Source organism: Pseudomonas urethralis (assembly GCF_021602465.1).
Taxonomy (GTDB): Bacteria; Pseudomonadota; Gammaproteobacteria; order Pseudomonadales; family Pseudomonadaceae; genus Aquipseudomonas; species Aquipseudomonas vlassakiae.
The window spans coordinates 345,043-366,575 of record NZ_BQIJ01000004.1; the positions used below are offsets into that span (position 1 = coordinate 345,043).

The window sequence follows — 21,533 nt, forward strand, 5'->3', positions numbered from 1 at the left end:
GTAAAAAATTTGTCGCAAAACGTAAAATCGGTATCTGGGCTTATAGGTGTATGCGCAAGGGATGTAGCGCCATGGCGAACACCTCCCGGCCACACCCAAAACAACCTGCTCAGACGCTGCGCGTCACGCCACCATCCACCTTGATGTTCTGCCCGGTGATATAGGCAGCGCCATCGCTGGCGAGGAAGGCGATGGTGGCGGCGATTTCCTCGCTGGTACCGTAGCGCTTGAGCGGCACGCTGTCGCGGCGCTGCTCGGTGGCCGGCAGGCTGTCGATCCAGCCGGGGAGCACGTTGTTCATGCGCACATTATCCCCGGCGAAACTGTCGGCGAAAATCTTGGTGAAGGCGGCCAGGCCTGAACGGAACACAGCCGATGTAGGAAACAGGTCAACCGGCTCGAACGCCCAGGCGGTGGAGATGTTGATGATTACCCCGCCCTGTTGTTTCTGCATATGAGGCGTCACCAGCCGCGTCGGGCGGATGACATTGAGCAGGTAGGTGTCCATGCCCTTGTGCCAGTCCTCGTCGCTGATTTCCAGGATGGGTGCGCGCGGGCCGTGGCCGGCGCTGTTGACCAGCACGTCGATGCGCCCCCATTGCTCGACCACGGCCTCTACCAGGCGCTGCAGGTCCTCGACCGACTGGTTGCTGCCAGTGACGCCAATGCCGCCAAGCTCGGCGGCCAGCGCCTCGCCCTTGCCCGATGAGGACAGGATGCCAACCTTGAACCCGTCAGCGGCCAGGCGACGTGCCGCTGCTGCGCCCATGCCGCTGCCACCGGCGGTGATGATTGCCACTTTTTCTACAGACATGTTGCCTCCTGGGGTAATGGAACTGTGCGGTTGCGAGTCCCATCACACTAGCAGCGACCCACTGATCGAGGGAGGCAGTCAAGATTTGCGCATGCAGTAGATTAACTATCGCCTATCTGGCTTTTCAGCCACGCTCTGACAAAGCCCAGCGCTGGCGCCTCCTGCGTCTTGCGTGGCCAGACCAGGTAGAAGGCCTTGTCCAGCCGCAGCTGCTGAGCAAACACCTGTTGCAGCCTGCCTGCTGCGATGTCGTCCTTGACGAAGGCATGGCTGGCGAGTGCTACACCCTGCCCGCCGACGGCAGCATCGATGGCCAGCGATGTCTGGTTGAAGCGCACACTCTTGGCCGTCGGCTTCGGATGCGCTGGGAACAAGGCGGCGGTGAACTGCGGCCAGAAGTTGTGCCCATCGTGCAAGGCGACGTATCGCTGCAACGCGGCAAAGCTGTCTGGCCTGCCCATTTCAGCCACCAGTGCCGGGCTCGCCACCGCGACGATGCGCTGCTCCATCAGCAGCTCTGCGTTCAGCCCGCCAGCGAATGGCGGCTGGCCGTAGCGCACGGCGATGTCGACGCCATCGGTATGGAAGTGTGCGAGGCGTTCGCTGGCCAGCAGGCGCAGATCGATGTCGGGGTAGGCCTCGGCGAAGTGGCCGAGCCTTGGAATCAGCCACTTCGAAGCAAAGGTAGGCGTCACGCTGACCGTGAGCTGCGAAGGCGCCGGGCGCAGCAGCCGGGTGGCTTCGTCGATCATGCCCAAGGCGCTGCGGATACTCGCGGCATAGCCACGCCCGGCATCGGTCAGCCTGACGCCCCGCGGCAGACGCTCGAACAGGCGTACCTGCAGGCTGGCTTCCAGCCCGCGCACCTGCTGGGCGACAGCCGCCTGGGTCACGCCCAGCTCCTCGGCGGCGAGGCGGAAGTTCAACTGACGCGCCACCACTTCGAACACACGCAGCGCATTGAGTGACGGCAACCCGGGAAAACCAGCAGGCATGGGAATGGAATTTCTATCGGCGAAGGTCTACCGAGGCTACCGCCGTCACCGCAGGTTTGGAAGCGGTGCCAGTCGATCATTCATCGCAAAGGCCCCGACCAGGGGGTATCCTGCCCCCGAGGCTGGGTCAGGGTTTGCTGCGCCAATAAAGGGTGAGCGCCACCGCATCCACGGCCAGCACGATCATCACCACGAGGAACATGAAGCAGTGGTCTTCCACGAGCATGGGCGTATCCCCCGCCTGGTCAGCTTTACAGCATTGCCAGCAATTCCTGTTCCATGGCGCTCAACCGGGGACGCGAATGTTTTCATCTGAACGATTGAAGGGTCTCGACGTCTTTGTCGCGGTCGCTGACCTGGGCAGCTTCACTGCCGCGGCCGAACGGCTGAACCTCACGGGGTCGGCTGTGAGCAAGAGTGTCGCGCGCCTGGAGGAACGCCTTGGGGTACGGCTGTTCAACCGTACCACCCGCACCTTGGCGCTGACCGAGGCGGGTATCACGTTCTACCGCACCTGTACGTCGGTACTGGCCGACCTGGAGCAGGTCGAGCATGCGCTCAGCGCCGAGGGCGACGAGCCTCACGGCAAGGTGCGGATCGATTTGCCAGCCTCGTATGGCCGGTTGCATGTGCTGCCGCTGATCCTGGATTTCATCCACCAGCATCCGTTGCTGCGACCGCACATCTCGTTTACCGACCGCTTTATCGACCCGCAGCACGAAGGCATCGACATCGTCGTGCGCATCGGCGGCGCGGATGCCTGGCCAGCCAGCCTTGGCCATCAGTATTTCGGCGCCCAGCGCCTGATCTTCTGCGCCTCACCCGGCTACCTTGCGCAGCACGGCACCCCGCAAAGCGAAGATGATCTCGATCAGCATCACTGCGTCGGCTATGGGCACGGCGACGGCCAGGTCAGCCCGTGGTTCTTCAAAGGCCGGCAGCCGGGAGAGATGGAGCGGCGTACGCCGCAGGCACGCATCGCAGTCGGCGATGGCGAGGGTGAAGTGGCCGCTGTGCTCGCCGGGCATGGCATTGGCCAGCTGCCGACCTGGCTGACCCAACGGCACCTCGACCAAGGCACGCTGGTCGAGGTGCTGCCAGAACTGGCAACGGACGGCCTGCCCATGAACCTGGTCTGGCTGAAAAGCCGCGAGAACCAGCCCAAGGTCCGCGCACTGCTGGACTACTTGCTGCCGCGGCTGACGCCCCATGGCAGCCGGCGTGGTGACAGCTGACCGCCCTGCCCTAACGCTCAAGGCGGAGAATGACCAGCGCCAGCAGCATCGCGAACAGCGCAACAGCTGCAGCCACATAGCCGAGGTAGCCGACGCCGAGGTTCGACACGGTCATGCCGCCGACGATCGCACCCACTCCAATGCCGGCATTGGCCGCCGAGACATTGCTGGTGCCCGCCAGCGCCTGTGCGTGGCTGACCGAATGCATGACCCGCACCTGGCTGACCGGGTAAAGCGCTGTATTGGCGATGCCCCACAGCCCAAGCGCAACACAGAACAGCCAGCCATCTTGAGCCAGCGGAACGGCCACGGCCATGCCCAGCGCAAGCAACGCGAGAAAGCCGATGGTGGCTTTGATCGGCGACTGGTCGACTGCCTTGCCACCCATCCAGTTACCCACCAGGCCAATGGCGCCAAAGCCCATCATCCACCAGCCAACATCAGCAGGTGCCACGCCCGCGACACGCTCGAGGATGTCGGCCAGGTAGGTGTAGGCGATGAACATGGCACTGAACACCACCACCGAAAGCAGTACGTTGGCCAGGAAACGCGGTTCCTTGAAAATCCGTGCCTGCTGAAGGAAATCCACCTTGGCCGTGCGCGCCACGCTCGGCATGTAGATCCACATGGCCGCCGCCATGAGCAACGACAGCCCGGCGAGCAGCCAGAAAGCCCCTCTCCAGCCGATCGCACTGGCCGCCACGGTACCCAGCGGGATGCCTAGCAACATGGCCGCCGATATCCCCAGGTACACCCGTGAAATAGCCTGCCCCGCCCGCTGCGGCCCGGCCAGTTGCCCGGCGGTCTCGCTGGCTGTGCCCCAGAACACCGGCAAAGCCAAGGCAGGCACGACACGGGCCACGGCAAGCAGCCAGAAGCTGCTTGAGGCGGCGGCCACCGCGTTGGCCGCGGCGAACAGCAGCAAGATGCCGATGAACAGTTTTTTTCGCGGCAGGTGTGACAGCGCCGCCGTCAGCGGCGGACCGGACACCATCACGGTGAAGGCGAACAGCGTCACCAGTTGCCCGGCCATGGCGATTGAAATGTTCAGGTCCCTGGCCAGCGCGGGAAGCAGCCCTACGATGAGGAATTCGGTGGTAACGATAAGAAAGGCGGAAAAGGCCAGGATCGCGATGCTGATTCCTGCACTCCTGGGAGAGGAAGCAACCTGAGCGGTTGTTTCGTAAGCAGACATTGGGAGGCTCCGGTGGGTGGCCGCCCAGTTTATTCATTCCATTACCGTCAATTAATGGCCAATTCTCATATATGGAAGGAACAAAATTCATCAATCCAATGGCGCCAGGCTTGGCTGATCCGCGCGTGTCACCTTGCCTGGCCGGTCACGACCACCCTGCCAGCGCTTCTGGCCTTATGTGCAGCCTGGATCAGTTGGTAGTTGCGATTGCGCAGGGCGCTGTTGCCGCCAACCCGCTGGTTGGAACGCACCGCCAGCACTTCGGCCTGTTCATACTGCCCCTGCTCCAGGCGCAGCACGCCCAGATAGTGCAGCGTGGCCGGGTTGCCTGGCTGGATCTGCAGGGCGCGCTCCAGCGTGGCGGCGGCCTGGTCCAGCCTGCCTTCTTCATACTGGCGCGAAGCGCGCTCGATCAGCTGGGTCGAGGCGTTGTTGCTGCGTGCCGGTGCCGAGTATGAACCCGCCTGCACCACTTGGCAGGCAATGGTGCTGAACAACAGGAACAGTGCTGACAGCAGGCGCTGGTTTGGCATGGGAGTGGGCACTCGGAGGAGCGTCAGGTGAATTTGGCGAGAGGCCACAGACCGGGCCCGCAGCCTGAAGTTCCCGAGGTACAATGCGCGACCTACGCTGCACATCAGAGATGGACAATGAACCGCCAGAAGAAACTCAAACAGCTGCTCAAGGCCCACCAGAAAAAGGCCAATGCCAAGCTGGCGCCCAAGAGCAACAAGCCCAAGTACATCAGCAAGGCCGACCGGGCGAAGCTGGATGCCGAGGCACAGGCCGCTGCCGGCGCCGATACCCCTGCCGTGCAAGCCTGAACCCAGGCAAGTGCCGATAGAGCAATCACGGCTAGGCACGACAAGGGCTGATCGGCAGATGCTAGTGCTCACCGCACTTCCAGAGACTCCGTACGTTGACTGACATACAGCCCAGCCCCGCCTACGCCAGACGGTTCGAAGCCGTGCTCGCCTACATCGACAGCCATCTCGAAGGCGACCTGTCAGTGAACGCCCTGAGCCGGATCGCCAACTTCTCGACGTATCACTTTCATCGGCAGTTCTCCGCGTACATAGGCATTCCCGTTTCGCGGTATGTACAGCTGATTCGGCTTCGGCGCGCGGCACATCAACTGGTCGCCTCGCCTGCAACCCCTGTGCTGGAAGTCGCATTCGCAGCGGGTTTCGAAAGCCCCGAAGCGTTTTCCAGGGCGTTCAAGCGGGCTTTCGGCAGGGCGCCCAGTGTGTTTGCCAAAGCCCCGAACTGGCAGGCCTGGAGTGCGGTATTCGTGGTCCCTCACTTGTCCAGGAGCATCAGCATGCAGATACGAATCGTGGAATTTGCCGAAACCCGCGTGGCGGCACTCGAACACCATGGCGCACCGGGCCTGCTCGGCGAAAGCGTCGAACGCTTTCGCCAATGGCGCCTGCACAGCGGTCAGTCGCCGGTAGCCCAGAGCCGCACCTTCGGCATTCCGTACAACAACCCCGACACCGTTGCGCAAGACGATTTCCACTTCGCGATCTGTGGCGAGATAGCTGAAGCCATAATGCCCAATACCTTCAGCGTGCAGGAGCGGGTCATCCCTGCCGGGCGATGTGCCGTCATTCGCCATGCAGGCTCGCCTGACTACATCGGCGAAACCCTCTACCCGCTTTACCGCGACTGGCTACCCTCGAGCAACGAAGAGCTGCGCGACCACCCGTTGTTTTTCCATTACCTGAGTGTCTACCCCGAGACACCGCTGGAGCAGTGGCAAACCGACGTTTACATTCCGTTGAAGTAGGCGACACGCAGGGACTAGAGTGGCGCCGAAGCGGCCTGGCGGCGCATGGTGAGAATCGCCGCACCAAAGCCGATGAAGGTCGTGCCGACTACCCGGCTTACCCAGCGCGACAGCGCCGGCCGGGTGAGCACGCCCTTGGCCCGCGACGCCAGCGCCGCATACAGGGTCAACGAGATCAGCGACAACGCCACGAAGATCCCGGTCAGGGTCAGAAACTGCGGCAGCAACGCCGTGCCCTGGTCGATGAACTGCGGGAACAGCGCGGTGAAGAACATGGTTGCCTTGGGGTTGGTGACGGCGGTCAGGAACGCCGACTTGTACAACTTCAGGGGAGTCGGCTTGCTCACCTTCGCTGCCGCCTGGTCGACCAGCATCGGGCCTTTCTTGAGCAACTGTCGGGCACCGAGGTAGAACAGGTAGCCAGCACCGATCAGCTTGACCGCGTTGAACAGCATTTCGGAACTGGCCAACAAAGCGCCGAGCCCGAGCATGGCTGCCGCCGACAGGCAGAACAGGCCCGTGCCATTGCCCAGCGACGACCACAGGGTACTGCGCTGGCCATGGTTGATACTGTTGTTGATGGCCATCAGCGTGGCAGGCCCCGGGCTGGCGATGGCGATTGCAGCGACCAGGGTGAAGGCAAGAAGCGAGTGGGTATCCATACGGCAAGCTCACGAACGTTGCGAAGCCTGCATCTTACACAGTCCAGCGGCTTCAGTCGTTACCCTGGCGCTTGGCGTTCTTCTTGCTGATGGCCTTCATTCGCGTGGCCGCGCGTTGCACGGTGGCCATCTTCTCCGGGCGCTTCATGCCGCGCCACTTGCGGATTTCTTCACGGGTGCGGCCGCAGCTCACGCACAACTCGCTGTTGAGCTGGCACAGCGCGACGCAGGGGTTTTCGATGTCTTTGGCCATGGTGGGCTCCAGTTGCGGGCGCGAATCATACCGTGTGCATCACAAGCTGCCGCAACCTGCGGAAAAAATCCTCGGCGTGGGCCAGCGTGTGGGCTAAGACAATTTTCACATCCGCTTCACTAACGGGCCACAAAGCCGAGGATAAGGTGCAGCCAGCCTTGTCCCCGGAGTGGCAGCATGCTGGAAAATGTAATTGCGACGCACCCGCGCCTTGTGCGCCTCAAAGGCCGTCAGCTGCCGGCTGCCTGGCTGCTGGCCGTGGTGCTGGCCTTCACGGCGTTCGGCCTTTGGCATGTGCTTCGTCCGCATGTCAGCAACCTGGGCAGCGCGCAGCTGATGAGCGAGCACGGCGTCTACAGCGCCTGGAACAGCGACCAGGTGATAGTCCTGATCCGTCATGCCGAACGCTGCGACCGCTCCAACCATGCCTGCCTTGGCGACCCTGCCGGCATCACCGTGGAGGGCAGCCAGGCCGCGACCGCCGTTGGCGAGGGCATCCGCCACCTGGGCCTGGCCGACGCCGATATCCTCAGCAGCCCGGAGGTGCGCACCCAGCAGACGGCATCAGCCGTGTTTGGCAAAGCCATCGAAACCCAGGACTGGCTGGCACGCTGTGACAGTACCTTTGCCAACGCTGCCCTGGCTCACAAGCGCGAGGGTCACAACCTGGTGCTGATCACCCACAGCGGCTGCATCGACCACCTCGAGCGGCAGCTGCGCGTCGCAGGCGGCGAACGGGTTGCTGGCTATGCCAGTGCACTGTTCGTCAGCAAAGACAGCAACGGCAAGGCCCACTTGCTCGGGCAACTCAACGCCAACCAATGGCAGACACTCAACAGCAGCACAGGGATGTAAGCATGCCCGTTTCTCCACGCACCGCGTTCTACGTCAACAATTTGCTATTGCCGCTGCTGCTGGCAGTGATCACGTTCCTGCTGTTCGACCTCACCGAACTCGACCGCTGGATCAGCAACCTGTTGCTCGATCCCGTCAGCGGGCAATTCCCGCTGCTGCATGACCAGCTGTTCGAAAAAGTGACCCACAAATGGCCACGCGTGCTGCCGAACTGGACCGGTGAGGCGGCGATTATCGGTTCGCTGCTGTCGTTCATCTGGCCGCGCCTGGCCAACCACCCCGACGCAATGGTCACCCGTGGCCTGAATGCCGTCAGAATCAGCCCGGTGCTGCGTTTCACCCACCGTCATCGCCGCGACTTTCTGTTCGTGGTGGTGGCATTTGCCCTGTGCACCACGGTCATTCACTATCTGAAAAGCCACACCAGTGTGTATTGCCCGGTGGAAACCACCCTCTACGGTGGCCCAGAGGCGCGCGTGGAGTGGTACGAGCAGTTCAGTTGGTTCAGCAAGGCCGGTGAAGGCCGTTGCTGGCCGGGCGGCCACGCGTCCAGCGGCTTCACCCTGCTGGCGCTGTACTTCGTGGCGCTGCGTTACCGCTGGCAGCATGCGCGCAAGCTGCTGGTGGCCATCCTGCTGATCGGCTTCGTCTACGGCACCACCCGCGTGCTGCAGGGCTGGCACTACATGTCGCATACCTTCTGGGCCGGCATCTTCGTGTGGCTGACCACCTGGGCCACCGCCCTGGGCTTCTATGGGCGCGAAGCGCTCCAGGCGCCCGCTCGGTCCCCCTCGGACAAGGCGACGGTGAACGCCTATGCTTGAGCAGTGCCACTGCTCAGGATCAGCGACATGCCCAACCCCGAAGACGCCCTGCTGCACAGTTGGCAGCACAATGCCCAGGCGTGGATAGAAGCGGTGCGTGGCGGCGTCATCGAAAGCCGCCGGCAGGTCACCGACTCAGCAATTTTGCTGGCGATCCTCGGTCGTCAGCCTGAGCGGGTGCTGGACCTGGGTTGCGGCGAAGGCTGGTTGCTGCGGGCGCTGGCTGCTCGCGGCATCGAAGTGACTGGCGTAGATGGCGACGTCGGGTTGGTCGAGGCTGCGCGGGCCGCAGGCTCGACGCCCGTGCACCAGGCCAGCTATGCGCAGCTCGCCGCAGGTGAAGTGGATATCGGCCACGGCTACGCGCTGATCTGCGCCAATTTCGCCCTGTTGCAACAAGACATCATCCCCTTGCTGGCGGCGATGAAAGCACGGCTGGCGCCCGGTGGCGTGCTGGTTATCCAGACCTTGCACCCCTGGAGCGTGGCCGGCGGGAACTATCAGGACGGCTGGCGCGAGGAGTCGTTTGCCGGGTTTGCCGGGGACTGGCAGCCGATGCCGTGGTACTTCCGGACCTTGGCCAGCTGGCTGAATGCCCTGGACATGGCGGGATTCCGGTTGCTGAGCCTGCAGGAGCCGCAGCATCCGCAGAGCCCGCTGCCGCAGTCATTGCTGATGATTGCGGAGTAGCCTGATCCCACCCTTTCACACCCGGGCCCTCGCCCCCGTTAACGCTGGGCTGTGGCCTGGTCCACGGACGGGCTCAGCTGCAGTATGCGATCGCGCCCCCCTTCGGCGAGCAGGTAGCCGCCCTTGCCATCGGCGATGATCGACTGCGGCGCCTTGAGGAAGGTCAGCACCACGTGCTGGGTGCCATCGGCGTCCACTCGTAACAATCGTGCGCGATGGGTATTGTCTTCGCTGATCCACAGGCCCCGCTGGTCGCACATCAGGAAGGTCGGATGGCGCAGGCCCTTTACCACCACCGGGTCCCTACCGTCCTCGGATAATGCACGAACGATGCCGGTGCCCTTCTCGGTGTACAGCAGGCGGCCGTCGGCGCAACGGGTCAGGCCCTCGGTTTCGGTCAGCCCCGAGCGCAGTACGTCAAGCTGGCCGCTGGCCCACTCATAACGCATCAGGCGCCCATTGCCCTTGCGGTCTTCGATGGCATACAGGTGATCGCCATCGTTCCACAGCCCTTGCACGCTGTCGCCGTCGAACAGGCGGGTGACTTGGCCATCGCGGGACAGGCTGACCGGAGCCCGGCCCCCTTCCTGGCTGAACACCCAGCCACCTTGCGCCGCGACCATGCCGTCGGGCTTGGACAGGTTGTCGATCAGGACCACGCGGTCGCCGCTGGCGGTGATCTTGAGAATACTGCCTTTGTTGTCATCCAGCTCGCGACTGACCAGCAGGCTGCCGTCAGCCTGGGGCAGCAACGACGCGGCCTTGGCCACGTCGCGGTGCAGCACGTCGACCCGCCAGCCACTGGCGGCCTGCACCGGATAGAACGATTGCCAGGCGAAAAAACCCAAGGTGGCGGCCACCAGGCCGGTAGTGGCAGCCAGGGCGATGCGGGTACTGCGCCGGCGCAGGATGGGCATGAACAGGACTCCTTGTGATGGGCCCGAATCCTAGCAAGAGGATGTGAAAATTTCGTCAACACTAATAAATCACAAAAGGATATAAAAAGAACAAAACATTCTAACAAAATGGAATTAAAAAATTGAAAGCCATACGCCACCTCCTTAGGCTGGGCATACCGTTTCCCATCCTGCTCAAGGAGCGTCGCCCATGCCCTTTTCCCCCCTGCGCCGCCTGCTCGTCGGCGGTCTCCTGGCAACCGTCGCCTGCAGCTTGCTGCCCTGGTCCAGCGCCTTCGCCGAAGACACCAAGACCCTGCGTATCGGTTATCAGAAATTCAACAGCATCAACATCCTCAAAGGCAGCGGCGCGCTGGAAAAGGCCCTGGCCCCACAAGGCGTCAAAGTCAGCTGGCACGAGTTCGCCGCCGGCCCGCAACTGCTCGAGGCACTGAGCACCGGCGCCATCGACCTGGGCCACGCGGCCGACGCGCCATCGGTATTCGCCCAGGCTGCCGGCAAGCCGGTGGTCTACCTGGCCGCCGAACAACCCTACCCACGCGGCATCGGCCTGGTGGTGCGCGAGCAGGATCATCTCACCGCAGTGCAGGACCTCAAAGGCAAGCGCGTGGCCACCGGCCGCGGCTGGAACGCCCAATACCTGCTGGCGGTGGCCCTGGAACAGGCCGGCTTGAGCTATCAGGACATCACCCCGGCCTACGTCAACAACGCCGCCGATGCTATCGCCGCCCTGCAATCGGGCAGCGTCCAGGCCGTCACCCTGTGGGACCCGTTCCTCGCTGCGGCCGAAAGCCAGCCAGGCCTGAAAAACCTGCGCGACGGCAGCGGCCTGACCAACAACCGCACCTTCTACTTGTCTACCGCCACCTTCGCCGACCAGCACCGCGAGCTGCTGAAAACCTTCTTCAGCGAGTTGGCCAAGGTCAGCCAGTGGGCCAACGCCAAGCCCGCCGAAGTTGCCGCACTGCTGGCACCGCAACTGGGCATCAGCGCCAATGTGCTGGAGGTGGCCAGCGAGCGGCGCAACTATAACGCCGTGGCCATCACCCCGCAGATCATCGCCGAGCAGCAGAAACTGGCCGATACCTTCCAGGGCCTGGGCCTGATCCCGCACAAGTTGCAGGTGGCCGATGCAATCTACCCGGCTTCCGTATTGCCGTGACCAGGGAGTGAAGGCAATGCCCCGCCACATCCGTTTCAACGCTTTCAGCATGAACGCCGCCAGCCACCAGTCCCCGGGGCTGTGGCGCCACCCGCGCAACACCAGCGTGGCGTTCAACCGCCTGGACTACTGGACCGACCTCGCGCGCCTGCTGGAGCGCGGGTTGTTCGATGCGCTGTTCATCGCCGACGTGCTGGGCATCTACGACGTCTACCAAGGTGGCCCACAAGCCGCCCTGCGCGGTGGCGTGCAAGTGCCGGTCAACGACCCGCTGCTGCTGGTGCCGGCCATGGCCGGGGTCACCGAGCACCTGGGGTTCGGCGTCACCTTTTCGCTGACGTATGAACACCCTTATCCCTTTGCCCGGCGCATGTCCACGCTCGACCATTTGAGCAATGGCCGGGTCGGCTGGAACATCGTCACCGGCTACCTCGACAGCGCCGCGCGCAACCTGGGCCTGGCCCGGCAGCTGGGCCATGACCAGCGCTACGACCTGGCCGAGGAATATCTGCAGGTGCTGTACAAGCTCTGGGAAAAGAGCTGGGAAGACGATGCCGTACAACTGGATCGCGAGACCGGACGCTACATCGAACCGTCGAAGGTGCACGCCATCCACCACGCTGGCGAGCACTTCCAGGTGCCCGGCATGCACCTGTGCCAGCCTTCGCCCCAGCGCACCCCGGTATTGTTCCAGGCCGGCGCCTCGGCGCGTGGCCAACAGTTCGCCGCCCGGCATGCCGAGTGCGTGTTCATCAGCGGCCCGACGCCCGCCGTGCTGCGCCGCTACGCCGACGGCATCCGCCAGGCCAGCGAGGTGGCCGGGCGTGGGCGGGACGAGGTGCTGATCTATGCCCAGGCGCTGCTGATCGTCGCGCCGACCTCGCAAGAGGCCCAGGCGCGCTTTGCCGAATACCGCCGCTACGTCGACCTGGACGCCGCCCTAGCCCTGCTTTCGGGCTGGACCGGCATCGATTTCGCCGGCCTCGACCCCGATGCGCCCATCGAATACGTCGAAAACGATGCTGGTCGTGCGGCCCTGGCGGCGTTCACCGCCGCCGACCCGAACCGCCGCTGGAGCGTGCGCGAAGCCGCCGAATTCGTCGGCCTGGGCGGGCGTGGCCCGGTACTGGTCGGCTCGCCCGGCGACATTGCCGACCAGCTGGAACACTGGCTCGACCAGACCGGCATCGACGGTTTCAACCTCACCTATGCCGTGCAACCGGACGACCTGGCCAATGTCGTCGATCTGCTGGTGCCGGAGCTGCAGCGTCGTGGCCGCTACCCGCTGAACTACACCGACGGCACCTTGCGCCACAAGTTGTTCGGCCACGGCGACCGGCTGCCCGACGGGCACGCCGGGCGCCAGGTTCGCATTCAGTAACTGAATGTCGAGTATTTCAACATTTAATTTGTGGATGACGCGGGCTGCCCCCTATGCTGTCCGCACATCCCCTGCACGCACCGGCCGGTGTGGTCCAAGGCACGGGGAGAGAACAACAAGTCGAGACTGCTCATGTCGAACCACTCCTACTTCGCCCCCCACGGTGGGCACCCAGCTCAGACCGAGCTGCTGACTGACCGTGCCATGTTCACCGAAGCCTATGCCGTCATCCCTAAAGGCGTGATGCGTGACATCGTCACCAGCCACCTGCCGTTCTGGGACAAGATGCGCATGTGGGTCATCGCCCGCCCGCTGACCGGTTTCGCCGAAACCTTCTCGCAGTACATCGTCGAAGTCGCCCCGGAAGGCGGCAGCGAGCGCCCTGAGCTGGACCCGAACGCCGAAGCCGTGGTGTTCATCGTCGAAGGCGAGCTGGACATCACCGTCGAAGGCAAGCACCACACCCTGACCCCGGGCGGCTATGCGTTCCTCGCCCCTGGCGCCGAGTGGAGCCTGCGCAACAACAGCAAGGCCAACGTCACCTTCCACTGGCTGCGCAAGCACTACCAGAAAGTCGAAGGCCTGGCCGTGCCGGAGTCGTTCGTCACCCACCGCGACAATGCCACCGTCATCGAAATGCCGGGTACCGAAGGCCGCTGGGTCACCACCCGCTTCGTCGACATGGCTGACATGCGCCACGACATGCACGTCAACATCGTCACCTTCCAGCCGGGCGGCGTGATCCCGTTCGCTGAAACCCACGTCATGGAGCACGGCCTGTATGTGCTGGAAGGCAAGGCGGTATACCGCCTGAACCAGGACTGGGTAGAAGTGGAAGCCGGTGACTTCATGTGGCTGCGGGCCTTCTGCCCGCAGGCCTGCTACGCCGGCGGCCCAGGCAAGTTCAGCTACCTGCTGTACAAGGACGTCAACCGTCACGTGCACCTGACCCTCAACCCTCAGCGTTGAGTTCAGGCTGGTACCCCAAAGCCCGCCACCTGGCGGGCTTTCTGTTTGCCGCGCATACTGATTAGCCCTGCCCTTGCGCGGTACTCGCCATGAACCGCTGCCTGATGCTTGCGCTACTGCTTGTCTCCATTGCCAGCCTGGCGGCTGACGACTGGAAAATCGCCTACGACCGTGAAGGTATCCAGGTCTACCTGGCCGCGGCACCTGATTCGCCCTACCAGCAGTTTCGCGGCGTCAGTACCATGAAAGCCAGTGTGCGCACGCTCACCGACCTTCAGGAAAACCTGCGGGTGGCCTGCAAGTGGCTGTATGCCTGCGAGCAGATGCGCCTGCTGCAGGTGGAAGGCGACACGACCTGGGTCTACCTGACCACCAATCTGCCATGGCCGACCCTGCCGCGCGACATCATTCTCAAGGTCCGCACCGAACGCCTGGATGACGGCGCGCTGGTGCGCCACCTGAGCGCCGAACCGAACCGCCTGCCAGAAGAGCCGGGGTTGATCCGCGTCCAGCACCTCTCGGGCGAATGGATCATGAAGCCACTCGGCGAACGGGAAACCGAGGTGACCTACCAGTTGCAGGCCGACCCGGCCGGGGACGTACCGGGCTGGTTGGCCAACCGGTTCGTGGTAGACGCTCCGGTGGTGACGCTGCGTACCTTGCGAGCGGTAGCCGAGCGCCAGCCCTGAGCGGCTCCTGGCTTACTGAACCACCCCGCAGGCCACGCGGGCACCGCCACCGCCCAGCTTCTCGGGGTGATCACTGTGGTTATCGCCACCTGCATGCACCATCAACGCATGACCCTTGAAATCCGCGGCTTTCAGGCGTGGCGCCAACACCGGGTAGGTGGCCTTGCCGTCGGCACCGACATACAGCGCCGGCAGGTCACCCCGGTGGCCGCTGTCGTCATAGGGGCCCTTGTGGGCGTTGGTGGCGTCAGGGTCCCAGTGCCCGCCTGCCGCACCTGCTGGCACCGCCTTGCCGTTTTCCTCTGCCGCTGCGCATGAGCCCTTCTGATGCAGGTGGAAACCGTGTACGCCCGGCGGCAGGTCCTTGAGATCCGGGGTGAGCACGGTGCCGTACTTGTTCTGCTCGATGCTGATGGTCCCGATCGACTTGCCCGGGCCATCCGTCCCGGCCAGCTTCAATTCCACCGTTTGCGCGGCCTGGGCGAGACCGGCCGAGGCCAGCAACGCGGTGAAGATGACTGCTTTCATGTACGTTCTCCAAGGTTGGGGTCAGGCGGGTTTCTTACCCGCGTAACGAGTGGGACTGCGCAGCTTGCCAGCCATTCCATTCAGCCACAGACTGAAACACTTCCCTTGCTGCCCGGAGCCCGTTCGCGTGTCCCTCAAAGCCTTGCGCACCCTGGTGACCATTGCCCGCCACGGCACCTTCGCCCGTGCCGCCGACCTGCTCAGCCTCACCCCTTCGGCCGTCAGCCTGCACATCAAGACTCTCGAGGACGAACTCAAGGTCGCACTGTTCGACCGCAGCCGCCGCCAGGTGGTACTGACCGAGGCCGGGCAACTGGCAGTGGCCCGAGCTGAACACATCCTCAGCGCCTACGACGAACTGGCCGATACCTTGGCCAGCGGCCCAAGCCTGCGTGGCCGGCTGCGCCTGGGGGCGATCCACACCGTCCTGGCGCGACGCCTGCCCAAGGCCTTGGTCTGGATCAAGGCGCATCACCCGGAGCTGCACATCAGCGTCAACTCAGGGATGTCGGCGGAGCTGGCACGGCGCGTCGAAGACGGCGAACTGGATGCGGCCATCACCACGGAACCGGTCAGCCCCTACCCGCAGAGCCTGGTTTTCACGCCCCTGTTCGAAGACCGGTTCTGGGCCATCGCCAGCTCCGACCTGGCGGGCCAGAGCCTGCCACAGCTGTTGGCCAGCCAGCCGTTCCTGCGTTTCGACAAGCGTGCCTGGGCCGGGCGGCAGATCGAGCAGGAACTTCGCCGCCAACATTTGCAGGTCAGCGAACAAATGGAACTGGACAGTCAGGAAGCGCTGGCGCGCATGGCGGTGATGGGGCTGGGGGTGGCGATCATTCCCATGGCCGATGACGACTTGCAACGCTTGCCGGCGGCCACCTGCCTGCCCTTTGGCGAGCCGCAGCTGGTGCGGCGGGTGGTGTTGCTGGAACACGAGAAGAGCCAGCGGCGGCACCTCACTGCCGTGCTGAGAGCTGCGATGGACGCCTGAACGTACAGTTTTTCTCAACGATCACTGCAGAAATCAACGTTTTTCCCAATCGGTCCGCCACGCTAACCTGTGCCCGTACCCGACCACGGAATCACACCCATGCTCCACCTGCTGCTGACCACCCTGGTGCCCATCATCTTGCTGATTGCCCTGGGCACCTTCCTGCGCTTGCGCGGCTTTCTCGCCGAGTCGTTCTGGCCGGGCGCCGAACGCCTGAGCTATTTCGTGCTGCTGCCATCACTGTTCCTGCATGGCCTGGCGACGGCCAATCTCGATGGCGTGCCAGTGCTGGGCATGGTTGGCGTACTGATGCTTTCGACCCTGCTAGGGGCCTTGCTGCTGGTGCTCTACCAAGGTGCGGCCAACCACGATGGCGCTGATTTCACCTCGGTGTTCCAGGGCGGCGTGCGCTTCAACAACTACATCGGTGCCACCCTCGCCGCTGGCCTCTTTGGCAGTGCCGGGATTGCCCTGGCCGCCGTGGCCAACGCCGCCATCGTGCCCTTGGTCAATCTGCTTTGCGTGCTGGTGTTCGCCCGCTTCAGCGCACGTCACAGCTCCCCGGCGACGGTGTTGCGGGCCATCTTTGCCAACCCGTTGATCGTCGGCTGCGCCGGCGGCCTGTTGCTGCGGGCCACCGGCCTGGGCCTGCCGGCGGGCCTGGAACCCACCGTCAAGGCGCTGGGCCAGGCCGCCCTGCCCCTGGGCCTGCTGTGCGTGGGGGCGGCGCTGGGTGGTGCCAGCCTGGGCCAGCAGGCGCGGCCACTGCTGGCAGCCTCGGTCTTCAAGTTCCTGGTCATGCCACTGACCACCTGGGGCCTGTGCCGCCTGCTGGGGCTGGGTGGCCAGGCGGCGGTGGTGGCCGTGTTGTTCCAGGCCTTGCCGACTGCCTCGTCGTCTTACGTGATGGCGCGGCAGATGGGCGGCAACGCACCGCTGATGGCCACCATCATCGCCTTGCAGACCGTGCTGGCCGCCGTGACCTTGCCATTGATGCTCATGCTGGCGCTGAAATGAAGCCGCTTGGCTAGACTGTGAATCAGCCCACACTTCGGATACGCGACCATGCGCCTCGACTGGACGGTGATCTGCCTGATCTTGCCCCTGCTCGCCAGCCCTTTGCATGCCGCCGAAAGTGCCAAGGCCGCCGTGGCCGAGGACAAAGCAGAGAAGCTGGAGAAAAAGGTGGTGGATGATGCCCCGCCGCCCAGAAAAACAGAAACCATCACCCCTGCCGAGGTGCAGGCAGTGGACCCGGCAGGCCAGGCGCCGCTGGACGACAGCATCACCTGCCTGGCCCGCACCCTCTACTGGGAAGCCAAGGGCGCCGACGCCCAGGACATGAGCGCAGTGGCCAGCGTGGTGCTCAACCGCTTGGGCCAGGAAGGGTTTCCCGACACCATCTGCGGCGTGGTCAAGCAAGGCGTGGAAACCAAGGCCTGCCAATTTTCCTGGTGGTGTGACGGGCGTTCCGATCAGGTCGAGGAAGCGCAGCGCTACGATGTGGCCAAGGAGATTGCGCGCAAGGCCCTGAACCAGCAGCTCAAGGACTCGACAGGAGGCGCGCTGTATTTCCATGACCGCAATGTGCACCCGGACTGGGCCAAGGCCTATCGCAAGACGGCCGAAACCCGGCACTTCCTGTTCTACAAACCGAACCAGGCGCTGGCCCGCTGATACGCAATCGCACTTTTCTGGCGTTATCCGGTCTACTCCCTCTTTTGTCGCCCGCAAGTCCTTGCTGGCGTTTTCTTTGCTTTGCACGAGACCGGGCCAAAAGCCTCGCGCTTGTGTAGGATGAGCAGCGCATACCAAGACGCTGCCAGCCACAGGGAGATCCACATGCGCGTCCTGTCATCCGTTGCCGCCTTGTCGCTGGGCCTGATCATGTCGACCGGGGCCATGGCCGCCACCGGCGAAGAGGCGCAGCTGATCGAATCGATCAATGCCTACCGCAGCCAGGCCCAGCGCTGCGGGGACGAGGTGTCGGTGGAGCTGCCGCCGCTCAACAGCGATACCCGTCTGGCACTGTCGCCGGAAGGCACTCGCGACCTGCAACAGGCCATGAGCCGCGCCGCCTACCCCATGGTCAATGTCCAGGCCATCAGCCTGTCCGGCCCACGCGATGCCCGTGCGGCCATGCACGCCATCGAAGAGAGCTTCTGCCAGGTCGTGCTCGACCCGCAGTTTGTCGATATCGGCGTCAGCCAGGAAGGCCGCGACTGGCGCATCGTGCTCGCCCGGCCCTTGCTCAGCGGGCGCCTGGGCGATTGGCAAGCCGAGGGGCAAAAGGTGCTGCAGGCCATCAATGCCGCACGCAAGGCGCCCCGCCAATGCGGTGGCCAGCCGTTCGCTGCAGCGCCAGCGCTGACCTGGAGCACGGCGCTGGCAGGCGTGGCTGCCAGCCATACGCGGGCCATGGCCAACCAGAATTTCTTCGACCATATCGACAAGGACGGGCGCACCCCCGGTGACCGGGCGGAACTGGCCGGCTACCTGTACCAGCAGATCGGCGAAAACATCGCCGCCGGGCGCGACACCGCGCAGAAGGTGGTGGATGGCTGGCTCGACAGCCCCGGCCACTGTGCCACCCTGATGAACCCGGATTTCCGCGAAATGGGTGCGGCCTATGCGGTCGACCCGAAGAGCGATGCGGGTATCTACTGGACCGGCCTGTTCGGCACGCCGCAATGACCACCACGCCGGTTCAACACACACGTGAACAGCTGAGGCGCACACCATGGCGTTGAATACCTGGCTCCTCTACCTGCTGGCCAGCATCGGCCTGTCGCTGACGCCCGGCCCGAACAGCCTGCTGGCCCTGACCCACGGCGCGCTGTATGGTGCGCGCCGGACGCTGTTCACCATCGTCGGCGGGGTGTTCGGCTTCAGTGCACTGATAGCCCTGGCAATGTTCGGGTTGACCGCGCTGCTGCAGACGTCAGCCTCGGTACTGACCGTGCTCAAGTGGGTCGGTGGCGCCTATCTCGTGTGGCTGGGCATCCAGCTGTGGCGCAGCCCTGGCTTGCAGCTTGAGGTGACCGAGCGTACTGCCCGCCTGAGCAACCTGGGAATGTTCCGCCAAGGCCTGCTGTCGGCGCTTGCCAACCCCAAGGTCCTGTTGTTCTACGGCGCTTTCCTGCCGCAGTTCATCGAGCCCCAGCGTGGGTTGTTGCTGCAGTTCGTGATCATGGCGGCGACCTTTGCCAGCGTGGAATGCGGGGTCGAATACGTGCTGGCGCGCCTGGCCTTTCGTATCCGGCCGTGGCTGGCCAAGGGCGGCAAGGGGTTCAATCGCTGTTGCGCGAGCCTGTTCGCCCTGATTGGCGTCGCCTTGCCGCTGGGCCGGTAGTGCTCAAGCGCGCCGCGAAACCAGCAGGAAGACCAGCAGAGCCAAGCCGGGCAACGCTGCGCCCACCAGCGCCACACCGTGCCAGCCGTACTGGGCAAACACCGCGCTGGCCACCGCCGAACCCACTGCCCCACCCAGGAAGATGCTGGTCATGTACAGCGCATTCAGCCGCCCGCGGCTGGCCGGGTCCAGGGCATAGACCTCACGCTGGCCGATGACCATGTTCATCTGCACGGCAAAATCCAGCAGCACCCCGGTCAGCCCCAGGCCGATCACGCTGTAGCCGGGTGTGGTCAAGCCCAGCAGCAGCGCCAGGGGCGCCAGCACCAGGGCCAGCAACGAACCGGCACGGGCATGGCCGGCGTCGGCCAGGCGTCCAGCCATCGGTGCTGCGATGGCGCCGACCGCGCCAACCAGGGCGAACAAGGCGATCTGGCTTTGGGACAGGCCATGCTCGCTGGCCAGGGCCAACGGTACTGCGGTCCAGTAGAGGCTGAACGCCGCAAACATCAACGCCTGATACAACGAGCGCTGACGCAGCACCGGGTATTGGCGCAGCAGGGCGACCAGCGACACCATCAGCCCGGCATAGCTGGCCTTGTGCTCAGGTGTCCGGCGCGGCAGGGTCAACGCCAACAACAGGATGATGGCCAACATCAGGCCAGCGGCGCCGATGAACACCGTGCGCCAGCCAAAATGGTCGGCGACCAGGCTCGACAACGGCCGTGCCAGCAAAATGCCCAGCAGCAGGCCACCCATGATGTTGCCGACCACCCGCCCGCGCTCTTGCTCAGGCGCAAGGTGAGCGGCCAACGGAATGAGCATCTGCACAGCCACCGAACTGAAACCGATCAGCAAGGCATACATCAGGAACAGTTGCCCCTGCCCGCTGCTGCTGGTCCCTGCCAGCAACAGGCTGACGCAGGCCAGCACGGCAGTGGTGATCATCAACCGGCGGTTTTCCACCAGGTCGGCCAGTGGCACCAGCAACAAAAGGCCCAGCGCATAGCCCAGTTGGGTCAACGACACGATCAGGCTGGCGCGCTCGGTAGACAGGCCCAGGTCCGGGGCGATCAGCCCAACGATGGGCTGCGCGTAATAGATATTGGCGACGATCGCGCCGCAGCAGAACGCCAGCAGCGCGACCAGGGCACGGCTCAGGCCGGCATGGGCTGGCTGGGCAGCAGCAAGGGAGGGATTCATGCAAGGCACCTCGGCATCGGGTTGGAATATGCCAGGCACCTTACCGAGCGCTTGCCTGCGAGAGAATCCGGCCCCGGCGCAACGAGGCTTTGCGCCAGGCGCAACGGTAGGGATCAGGGGTTGAGCAGGCCTTCGCAAAAGCCGATGAATGCGTTGACCCGCCGTGAGCCGCGATGGTTGGGCAAGTACAGGGCATTGATGCTGTCGTTGGCCGTGCCGGGGCTCGCCTGCCAGTCCGCAAACAGCCGCTGCAGGCGCCCGGCCGCGACGTCCTCGCGCACCAGCCAGTCGGCCAGCAAGGCAATGCCGCTGCCGGCCAGCGCCGCTTCGCGCAACAGGTCGGCGTTGGCACTGCGCAACGGCCCGCTCACTTCCAGTTCCAGCACCTCGTCGGCCCGCTGCAGGCGCCAGGCGCGCGCCTTCTGCCCGTAGCGAAAACGCAGGCAGGCCTGCCGCAGCAGTTGCTCGGGGTGCAGCAACGCATCCCCCCTGGCCAGGTAGTCGGGGCTTGCCACCAGCCAGCGCTGGAAGCGGCCAAGTTGCCGGCACACCAGCTCGCCGTTTGGCGACGGGTCGCCGAGGCGAATGGACAGATCATAGCGGCCGTCGAGCAGGTCATCGAGCCGGTCGCTCATGTCGATGTCCAGCTCCAGCGACGGGTGACGGGCGAGGAATGGCCCCAGGTGCGGTGCGATCACGCGTCGGCCGAACTCGACCGGCAGGCACAGGCGCAGCACACCGACCGGCTCATCGCCTCGGTCGGCGACGCTGGCGTCGGCCTCATCCAGCGCGTCGAAGATGTCCCTCGCCCTCGCGTAATAACGTGCACCGGCTTCGGTCAGGCTGACCTGCCGTGTGGAGCGGTTGAGCAAGGTCGTGCCGAGCTCCGACTCCAACGCATCGACCAGACGCGTCACCGACGAGGTAGCGACGCCGAGCCTGCGCGCTGCCGCAGAAAAGCCCTGGGCATCGACTGTTGCGGTAAACATCTTCATCGCCAGGAGCTTGTCCATAGCTACTCCAGTTTTC

At 64.3% G+C, this 21,533-nt stretch carries 25 protein-coding genes; 15 read left to right on the top strand and 10 right to left on the bottom strand.

Annotated features, from left to right (window positions below; translation table 11 throughout):
• Positions 1–109: 109 nt before the first annotated feature.
• On the bottom strand, positions 110–814 hold the full coding sequence (locus tag L6D64_RS09350; protein WP_176506665.1) for an SDR family oxidoreductase: 705 nt from the start codon (positions 812–814) through the stop codon (positions 110–112).
• A gap of 101 nt (positions 815–915) precedes the next feature.
• Positions 916–1,809, bottom strand: a complete 894-nt coding sequence (locus L6D64_RS09355; RefSeq protein ID WP_176506666.1) for a LysR substrate-binding domain-containing protein — start codon at positions 1,807–1,809, stop codon at positions 916–918.
• Between the two features lie 302 nt (positions 1,810–2,111).
• Here L6D64_RS09355 and L6D64_RS09360 point away from each other — a divergent pair, with 302 nt between their 5' ends.
• Positions 2,112–3,044, top strand: coding sequence for a LysR family transcriptional regulator (locus L6D64_RS09360; RefSeq protein ID WP_176506667.1), 933 nt, complete (start codon positions 2,112–2,114; stop codon positions 3,042–3,044).
• Between the two features lie 10 nt (positions 3,045–3,054).
• Here L6D64_RS09360 and L6D64_RS09365 read toward each other — a convergent pair whose 3' ends face one another.
• Together L6D64_RS09365 and L6D64_RS09370 are read right to left on the bottom strand one after the other, a co-directional pair.
• Positions 3,055–4,239, bottom strand: a complete 1,185-nt coding sequence (locus L6D64_RS09365; RefSeq protein WP_176506668.1) for an MFS transporter — start codon at positions 4,237–4,239, stop codon at positions 3,055–3,057.
• A gap of 128 nt (positions 4,240–4,367) precedes the next feature.
• Positions 4,368–4,772, bottom strand: coding sequence for a tetratricopeptide repeat protein (locus L6D64_RS09370; protein WP_176506669.1), 405 nt, complete (start codon positions 4,770–4,772; stop codon positions 4,368–4,370).
• Positions 4,773–4,889: 117 nt separating this feature from the next.
• Here L6D64_RS09370 and L6D64_RS09375 point away from each other — a divergent pair, with 117 nt between their 5' ends.
• Both L6D64_RS09375 and L6D64_RS09380 read left to right on the top strand, forming a co-directional pair.
• Entirely contained in the window at positions 4,890–5,063 is a 174-nt protein-coding gene (locus L6D64_RS09375; RefSeq protein ID WP_176506670.1) for a DUF2986 domain-containing protein, read from the top strand.
• A gap of 95 nt (positions 5,064–5,158) precedes the next feature.
• Complete coding sequence (locus tag L6D64_RS09380) at positions 5,159–6,028, top strand: AraC family transcriptional regulator (RefSeq protein WP_176506671.1); 870 nt, start codon at positions 5,159–5,161, stop codon at positions 6,026–6,028.
• A gap of 14 nt (positions 6,029–6,042) precedes the next feature.
• Here the strand turns inward: L6D64_RS09380 and L6D64_RS09385 are convergent, their stop codons facing one another.
• Positions 6,043–6,690, bottom strand: a complete 648-nt coding sequence (locus L6D64_RS09385; RefSeq protein WP_176506672.1) for a LysE family translocator — start codon at positions 6,688–6,690, stop codon at positions 6,043–6,045.
• Positions 6,691–6,742: 52 nt separating this feature from the next.
• Positions 6,743–6,943 carry a DUF1289 domain-containing protein gene (locus tag L6D64_RS09390; RefSeq protein ID WP_054887672.1) on the bottom strand — a complete coding sequence of 67 codons (201 nt, stop codon included), beginning with the start codon at positions 6,941–6,943 and terminating at the stop codon, positions 6,743–6,745.
• 177 nt (positions 6,944–7,120) lie between these two features.
• Between L6D64_RS09390 and pmrG the strand changes: the two genes are divergently transcribed.
• From pmrG to L6D64_RS09405, 3 genes are read left to right on the top strand one after another with little or no spacing between them, the layout of a single operon-like run.
• The gene (gene pmrG, locus L6D64_RS09395; RefSeq protein WP_176506673.1) at positions 7,121–7,798 is read left to right on the top strand and encodes a lipopolysaccharide core heptose(II)-phosphate phosphatase PmrG; all 678 of its coding nucleotides are present in this window, start codon (positions 7,121–7,123) and stop codon (positions 7,796–7,798) included.
• 2 nt (positions 7,799–7,800) lie between these two features.
• Entirely contained in the window at positions 7,801–8,622 is an 822-nt protein-coding gene (locus L6D64_RS09400; protein WP_176506674.1) for a phosphatase PAP2 family protein, read from the top strand.
• A gap of 27 nt (positions 8,623–8,649) precedes the next feature.
• The gene (locus L6D64_RS09405; protein WP_176506675.1) at positions 8,650–9,312 is read left to right on the top strand and encodes a class I SAM-dependent methyltransferase; all 663 of its coding nucleotides are present in this window, start codon (positions 8,650–8,652) and stop codon (positions 9,310–9,312) included.
• A 38-nt stretch (positions 9,313–9,350) separates the two neighbouring features.
• Here the strand turns inward: L6D64_RS09405 and L6D64_RS09410 are convergent, their stop codons facing one another.
• Positions 9,351–10,229 (bottom strand): SMP-30/gluconolactonase/LRE family protein, encoded by an 879-nt coding sequence (locus L6D64_RS09410; RefSeq protein WP_176506676.1) that lies wholly within the window; start codon positions 10,227–10,229, stop codon positions 9,351–9,353.
• A gap of 190 nt (positions 10,230–10,419) precedes the next feature.
• On the opposite strand from L6D64_RS09410, the gene L6D64_RS09415 reads away from it, so the two are divergent.
• From L6D64_RS09415 to L6D64_RS09430, 4 genes are all read left to right on the top strand, one after another.
• Positions 10,420–11,391, top strand: coding sequence for an aliphatic sulfonate ABC transporter substrate-binding protein (locus L6D64_RS09415; RefSeq protein WP_176506677.1), 972 nt, complete (start codon positions 10,420–10,422; stop codon positions 11,389–11,391).
• Positions 11,392–11,407: 16 nt separating this feature from the next.
• Complete coding sequence (locus tag L6D64_RS09420) at positions 11,408–12,772, top strand: LLM class flavin-dependent oxidoreductase (RefSeq protein ID WP_176506678.1); 1,365 nt, start codon at positions 11,408–11,410, stop codon at positions 12,770–12,772.
• Positions 12,773–12,904: 132 nt separating this feature from the next.
• Positions 12,905–13,741: a bifunctional allantoicase/(S)-ureidoglycine aminohydrolase gene (locus L6D64_RS09425; RefSeq protein ID WP_027918838.1), complete on the top strand. Its 837-nt coding sequence runs from the start codon at positions 12,905–12,907 to the stop codon at positions 13,739–13,741.
• 89 nt (positions 13,742–13,830) lie between these two features.
• Positions 13,831–14,430, top strand: a complete 600-nt coding sequence (locus L6D64_RS09430) for an START domain-containing protein (RefSeq protein WP_176506679.1) — start codon at positions 13,831–13,833, stop codon at positions 14,428–14,430.
• A gap of 12 nt (positions 14,431–14,442) precedes the next feature.
• On the opposite strand, the gene sodC is transcribed toward L6D64_RS09430, so the two are convergent.
• The gene (gene sodC, locus L6D64_RS09435) at positions 14,443–14,958 is read right to left on the bottom strand and encodes a superoxide dismutase family protein (RefSeq protein WP_176506680.1); all 516 of its coding nucleotides are present in this window, start codon (positions 14,956–14,958) and stop codon (positions 14,443–14,445) included.
• 127 nt (positions 14,959–15,085) lie between these two features.
• Here sodC and L6D64_RS09440 point away from each other — a divergent pair, with 127 nt between their 5' ends.
• The 5 genes from L6D64_RS09440 to L6D64_RS09460 all read left to right on the top strand — a co-directional run bounded on the left by L6D64_RS09440 (position 15,086) and on the right by L6D64_RS09460 (position 19,301).
• Positions 15,086–15,949 (top strand): LysR family transcriptional regulator, encoded by an 864-nt coding sequence (locus tag L6D64_RS09440; protein WP_176506681.1) that lies wholly within the window; start codon positions 15,086–15,088, stop codon positions 15,947–15,949.
• A 99-nt stretch (positions 15,950–16,048) separates the two neighbouring features.
• A complete protein-coding gene (locus tag L6D64_RS09445; protein WP_176506682.1) occupies positions 16,049–16,966 on the top strand; it encodes an AEC family transporter in 918 nt (305 codons plus the stop codon).
• Positions 16,967–17,014: 48 nt separating this feature from the next.
• The gene (locus L6D64_RS09450) at positions 17,015–17,626 is read left to right on the top strand and encodes a cell wall hydrolase (RefSeq protein WP_176506683.1); all 612 of its coding nucleotides are present in this window, start codon (positions 17,015–17,017) and stop codon (positions 17,624–17,626) included.
• A 165-nt stretch (positions 17,627–17,791) separates the two neighbouring features.
• Positions 17,792–18,643: a CAP domain-containing protein gene (locus L6D64_RS09455; protein ID WP_176506684.1), complete on the top strand. Its 852-nt coding sequence runs from the start codon at positions 17,792–17,794 to the stop codon at positions 18,641–18,643.
• Between the two features lie 46 nt (positions 18,644–18,689).
• Positions 18,690–19,301 (top strand): LysE family translocator, encoded by a 612-nt coding sequence (locus L6D64_RS09460; RefSeq protein WP_176506685.1) that lies wholly within the window; start codon positions 18,690–18,692, stop codon positions 19,299–19,301.
• 3 nt (positions 19,302–19,304) lie between these two features.
• Here L6D64_RS09460 and L6D64_RS09465 read toward each other — a convergent pair whose 3' ends face one another.
• Together L6D64_RS09465 and L6D64_RS09470 are read right to left on the bottom strand one after the other, a co-directional pair.
• Complete coding sequence (locus tag L6D64_RS09465; protein ID WP_176506686.1) at positions 19,305–20,504, bottom strand: MFS transporter; 1,200 nt, start codon at positions 20,502–20,504, stop codon at positions 19,305–19,307.
• 113 nt (positions 20,505–20,617) lie between these two features.
• Positions 20,618–21,517 carry a LysR family transcriptional regulator gene (locus L6D64_RS09470; RefSeq protein ID WP_176506687.1) on the bottom strand — a complete coding sequence of 300 codons (900 nt, stop codon included), beginning with the start codon at positions 21,515–21,517 and terminating at the stop codon, positions 20,618–20,620.
• Positions 21,518–21,533: the final 16 nt, after the last annotated feature.

What these genes read in the sequence shown, in the direction of transcription:
- L6D64_RS09370 (WP_176506669.1), bottom strand. Translation starts at nt 4,772, where the DNA reads ATGCCAAACCAGCGCCTGCTGTCAGCACTGTTCCTGTTGTTCAGCACC.
- L6D64_RS09430 (WP_176506679.1), top strand. Translation starts at nt 13,831, where the DNA reads ATGAACCGCTGCCTGATGCTTGCGCTACTGCTTGTCTCCATTGCCAGC.
- L6D64_RS09410 (WP_176506676.1), bottom strand. Translation starts at nt 10,229, where the DNA reads ATGCCCATCCTGCGCCGGCGCAGTACCCGCATCGCCCTGGCTGCCACT.
- L6D64_RS09450 (WP_176506683.1), top strand. Translation starts at nt 17,015, where the DNA reads ATGCGCCTCGACTGGACGGTGATCTGCCTGATCTTGCCCCTGCTCGCC.
- L6D64_RS09360 (WP_176506667.1), top strand. Translation starts at nt 2,112, where the DNA reads ATGTTTTCATCTGAACGATTGAAGGGTCTCGACGTCTTTGTCGCGGTC.
- pmrG (WP_176506673.1), top strand. Translation starts at nt 7,121, where the DNA reads ATGCTGGAAAATGTAATTGCGACGCACCCGCGCCTTGTGCGCCTCAAA.
- L6D64_RS09350 (WP_176506665.1), bottom strand. Translation starts at nt 814, where the DNA reads ATGTCTGTAGAAAAAGTGGCAATCATCACCGCCGGTGGCAGCGGCATG.
- L6D64_RS09365 (WP_176506668.1), bottom strand. Translation starts at nt 4,239, where the DNA reads ATGTCTGCTTACGAAACAACCGCTCAGGTTGCTTCCTCTCCCAGGAGT.
- L6D64_RS09425 (WP_027918838.1), top strand. Translation starts at nt 12,905, where the DNA reads ATGTCGAACCACTCCTACTTCGCCCCCCACGGTGGGCACCCAGCTCAG.
- L6D64_RS09415 (WP_176506677.1), top strand. Translation starts at nt 10,420, where the DNA reads ATGCCCTTTTCCCCCCTGCGCCGCCTGCTCGTCGGCGGTCTCCTGGCA.
- L6D64_RS09400 (WP_176506674.1), top strand. Translation starts at nt 7,801, where the DNA reads ATGCCCGTTTCTCCACGCACCGCGTTCTACGTCAACAATTTGCTATTG.
- sodC (WP_176506680.1), bottom strand. Translation starts at nt 14,958, where the DNA reads ATGAAAGCAGTCATCTTCACCGCGTTGCTGGCCTCGGCCGGTCTCGCC.
- L6D64_RS09420 (WP_176506678.1), top strand. Translation starts at nt 11,408, where the DNA reads ATGCCCCGCCACATCCGTTTCAACGCTTTCAGCATGAACGCCGCCAGC.
- L6D64_RS09455 (WP_176506684.1), top strand. Translation starts at nt 17,792, where the DNA reads ATGCGCGTCCTGTCATCCGTTGCCGCCTTGTCGCTGGGCCTGATCATG.
- L6D64_RS09465 (WP_176506686.1), bottom strand. Translation starts at nt 20,504, where the DNA reads ATGAATCCCTCCCTTGCTGCTGCCCAGCCAGCCCATGCCGGCCTGAGC.
- L6D64_RS09355 (WP_176506666.1), bottom strand. Translation starts at nt 1,809, where the DNA reads ATGCCTGCTGGTTTTCCCGGGTTGCCGTCACTCAATGCGCTGCGTGTG.
- L6D64_RS09470 (WP_176506687.1), bottom strand. Translation starts at nt 21,517, where the DNA reads ATGGACAAGCTCCTGGCGATGAAGATGTTTACCGCAACAGTCGATGCC.
- L6D64_RS09390 (WP_054887672.1), bottom strand. Translation starts at nt 6,943, where the DNA reads ATGGCCAAAGACATCGAAAACCCCTGCGTCGCGCTGTGCCAGCTCAAC.
- L6D64_RS09405 (WP_176506675.1), top strand. Translation starts at nt 8,650, where the DNA reads ATGCCCAACCCCGAAGACGCCCTGCTGCACAGTTGGCAGCACAATGCC.
- L6D64_RS09445 (WP_176506682.1), top strand. Translation starts at nt 16,049, where the DNA reads ATGCTCCACCTGCTGCTGACCACCCTGGTGCCCATCATCTTGCTGATT.
- L6D64_RS09375 (WP_176506670.1), top strand. Translation starts at nt 4,890, where the DNA reads ATGAACCGCCAGAAGAAACTCAAACAGCTGCTCAAGGCCCACCAGAAA.
- L6D64_RS09460 (WP_176506685.1), top strand. Translation starts at nt 18,690, where the DNA reads ATGGCGTTGAATACCTGGCTCCTCTACCTGCTGGCCAGCATCGGCCTG.
- L6D64_RS09385 (WP_176506672.1), bottom strand. Translation starts at nt 6,690, where the DNA reads ATGGATACCCACTCGCTTCTTGCCTTCACCCTGGTCGCTGCAATCGCC.